Below are 2947 nucleotides of genomic sequence, written 5' to 3'. Positions count from 1 at the left end.
CGCGGCCAGGGCGACGCCTGCGGCGCAGGCGAGGCTCGGCGCGCGCAGGGCGACGTCCGACAGCCCGGCCACGCCGCTCCACAGCCGCGCCAGCACATAGTAGAGCGGGGCGTTCACGTCGGAATAGATCTGGTGGAAGGCGGCGCCCCAGCTTGGCTGGGCGATGATTCCGCCGGTCCAGCTCTCGTCCAGCCAGAAGGGATCGCGCCCCTCCAGGCCGATCTCCAGGGCCGCAGCAATGGCGGCGATGGCCACCGCAGCGACGACCATGGCCCAGCGGCGCTGCAGCCGCCGCGGAGGGGCTTCCACGCGCGTATCCGTCATGGCGGACTGATACGCCGGTCCGGGCCGCCCCGCCAAGCGCGCGCCCGGGAAGAAGCGCGCGCCTGCGCCCCGTTCGGCCTTGATCATCCCCAGACGGCGTGCGAACGCAGGTTGCGCGCAAGGTCCGACCTTAAGGCGCCGGTTTTGGAGTACAACCTTGCCCGAAGTCCTCGATGCCGTGGACGCCAGGATCCTCGACCTGATCCAGCACGACGCCGCCCTGTCGGTGGCTGAGATCGCCGAGCGGGTGGGCCTCTCCTCCTCGCCCTGCTGGCGTCGGATCAAGCGGCTGGAGGATGTGGGCGTGATCCGGGGCCGCGTCACCCTGCTCGACCGGGAGCAGCTGGGCCTGAGCTTCGAGGTCTATGCCGAGGTCAAGCTCGTGCTGCCCAACAAGGACAATCTGGAGGCCTTCGAGCGGGCGGTGGCGCAGTGGCCGGAGGTGACCCAGTGCGCCACGGTCACTGGCGGCATGGACTATGTGCTGCGAGTGGTGACCCGCGACATCCACGGCTTCGACGACTTCCTGCGCGACCGGCTGCTGTCGCTGGGCCTGGTCTCCAACGTGGAGAGCCGCATCGTGGTGCGCAGCGTGAAGAACGCCACCACCGTGCCGCTGGGGCTGATCTCGCCCCACATCACCTATCCCGAGCCAGCCTGAGCCCGCCGGGCCAAAAAAAAGGCCGCGGGATGAGCCGCGGCCAAGTTCATAGGGAGGAAACGCCCGAAGGCGCGGTCTTAGGATGTCAGCCCCACGGAATAAGTCCATGCCGAAGCTCTGAAGCGTATGTGAAGATTTTCTTGGCGCCCCATGAGGAAGCAACAGCTCAATCGACAGGCGCCACATCTGCAAGGCTGGCCTTGGGCAGCTGGACAGCCGCCGTCGTCGCAGCGATGAAGCCACCGCCCAGGACACGGGAAGGATGGACGGCGGAGTAGAGGACGCAGGCCTGGCCAGGCGAGACCCCCTCCTCCGGCCTGTCGAAGCTCACGCCCGGCGTCGCATCGAAGAGGGTGAGGCGGCCAGGCGCAGGGTCGCGTGTGGAGCGGACCCGCACGCTCGCCTCCAGCCCCCCGGCCGCCGCCGCCGCCAGGGTCGGCAGGTCGCCGAGCCAGTTGGCCTCCTTCAACGATAAGGCGCGGGTCAGCAGCGCCTCCCGCGGTCCCACCACCACGCGCTTGCGCGCGGGGTCCAGCGCCACCACGAACAGGGGCTCGCCGACGGCCACGTTCAGCCCCCGCCGCTGTCCGACCGTATAGTGGGAGACGCCCGGATGCAGGCCCAGCCTGCGGCCGTCCAGGTGCACGATCTCGCCCTGGCCGGCGGCGTCTGGGCGCAGCTTGTCGATGAGTGTGGAATACTTCCCCTCCGGCACGAAGCAGATGTCCTGGCTGTCGGGCTTGTCGGCCGCCGCCAGGCCCAGCGCCGCAGCCGCCTCGCGCACCACCGGCTTGGGCAGGGCGCCCAGGGGAAAGCGGAGGTCGTCGAGCTGAGCGCGGGTGGTGGCGAACAGGAAGTAGCTCTGGTCCCGCGCCGGGTCGGCGCCGCGGTGGAGCTCAGGGCCGCCCGGGCCTACCTCGCGGCGGACATAGTGACCGGTGGCCATGGCGGCGGCGCCCAGGTCGCGGGCGACGTCCAGCAGGTCGCGGAACTTGATCGTCTGGTTGCAGCGCACGCAGGGGATCGGCGTCTCCCCGCGCAGGTAGGCGTCGGCGAAGTCGTCGATCACCTCGCTGCGGAACCGGCTCTCGTAGTCCAGCACGTAATGAGGGATCCCCATGCGCTCGGCGGCCTGCCGGGCGTCGCGGATGTCCTGGCCGGCACAGCAGGCGCCGGCCTTCTTCACGGCCTGGCCGTGGTCGTAGAGCTGCAGGGTCACGCCCACCACGTCGTAGCCGGCGCGCTTCAGCAGGGCCGCGGTCACGGTGGAGTCCACCCCGCCCGACATGGCCGCCACCACCCGCGCCCCGGCCGGCAGGCGCACGGCCTCACGCACCGCAGCGTCGGCGGCATCCAGCGGGGAAGGGGCGAGGTCGAGCGCCATGGCAAGCCATCTAGGCGTTCCCGTAGCGCGAAGCGAGGCTTCCTCTCCCGCGAGGCGAGAGGGAGCAAGCTGGCGTCCAGACTCGGCAAGATTTGCCTTACGGCTTCAGCAGCCCGGCAAGTTCGTCACGTCGACCAAAGCGCGCCCGAGGAAAATCAACATCTTAGCCTTTGCTCGACCCCTCGCCCGCCTGGCCCGCCGCTTGCTGCAGGGATCACCGAGCAAAAGGTTCAAGGCGCTCGAACGGCGCTGGCTGCCGATGAAAAAGGGATTGCCCCGATGAACCCGATGAACAGCATCAACACCAATACCGGCGCCATGGTCGCGCTTGAGACCCTGAACTCCACCAACAGCGCGCTGGAAACGGCTCAGAACCAGGTCTCCACCGGGTTGCGCGTGGCCGGCGCCCAGGACGACGGCGCCATCTGGGCCATCGCCCAGGGCCAGAGGGCCCAGGTCTCCTCGCTGGGCGCGGTGACCGACTCGCTGAACCGCGCCGCTTCGGTGCTGGACGTGGCGGTGACCGCCGGCCAGACCATCTCGGACCTGCTGAACCAGATGAAGGCCAAGGCGCTGGA

The 2947-nt window shown here is 69.6% G+C and carries 4 protein-coding genes; 2 read left to right on the top strand and 2 right to left on the bottom strand.

What is annotated here, in order from left to right:
* Positions 1-324: hypothetical protein (locus HUV06_RS15615; RefSeq protein WP_217433927.1), on the bottom strand; the 324-nt coding region annotated here is incomplete at its 3' end.
* Positions 325-481: 157 nt separating this feature from the next.
* Here HUV06_RS15615 and HUV06_RS15610 point away from each other — a divergent pair.
* A complete protein-coding gene (locus HUV06_RS15610) occupies positions 482-985 on the top strand; it encodes an Lrp/AsnC family transcriptional regulator (protein WP_174302161.1) in 504 nt (167 codons plus the stop codon).
* Positions 986-1151: 166 nt separating this feature from the next.
* On the opposite strand, the gene mnmA is transcribed toward HUV06_RS15610, so the two are convergent.
* The gene (mnmA, locus tag HUV06_RS15605) at positions 1152-2369 is read right to left on the bottom strand and encodes a tRNA 2-thiouridine(34) synthase MnmA (protein ID WP_174302160.1); all 1218 of its coding nucleotides are present in this window, start codon (positions 2367-2369) and stop codon (positions 1152-1154) included.
* Between the two features lie 279 nt (positions 2370-2648).
* On the opposite strand from mnmA, the gene HUV06_RS15600 reads away from it, so the two are divergent.
* Positions 2649-2947 (top strand): flagellin (locus tag HUV06_RS15600; protein WP_371811102.1); only part of this gene is annotated, 299 nt, incomplete at its 3' end.

The sequence above is a fragment of the Caulobacter sp. S45 genome (assembly GCF_903642205.1).
Classification (GTDB): domain Bacteria; phylum Pseudomonadota; class Alphaproteobacteria; order Caulobacterales; family Caulobacteraceae; genus CAHJWH01.
Note: the sequence above shows the minus strand (reverse complement) of the source record. Positions and strands in the feature narration are given on the sequence as shown.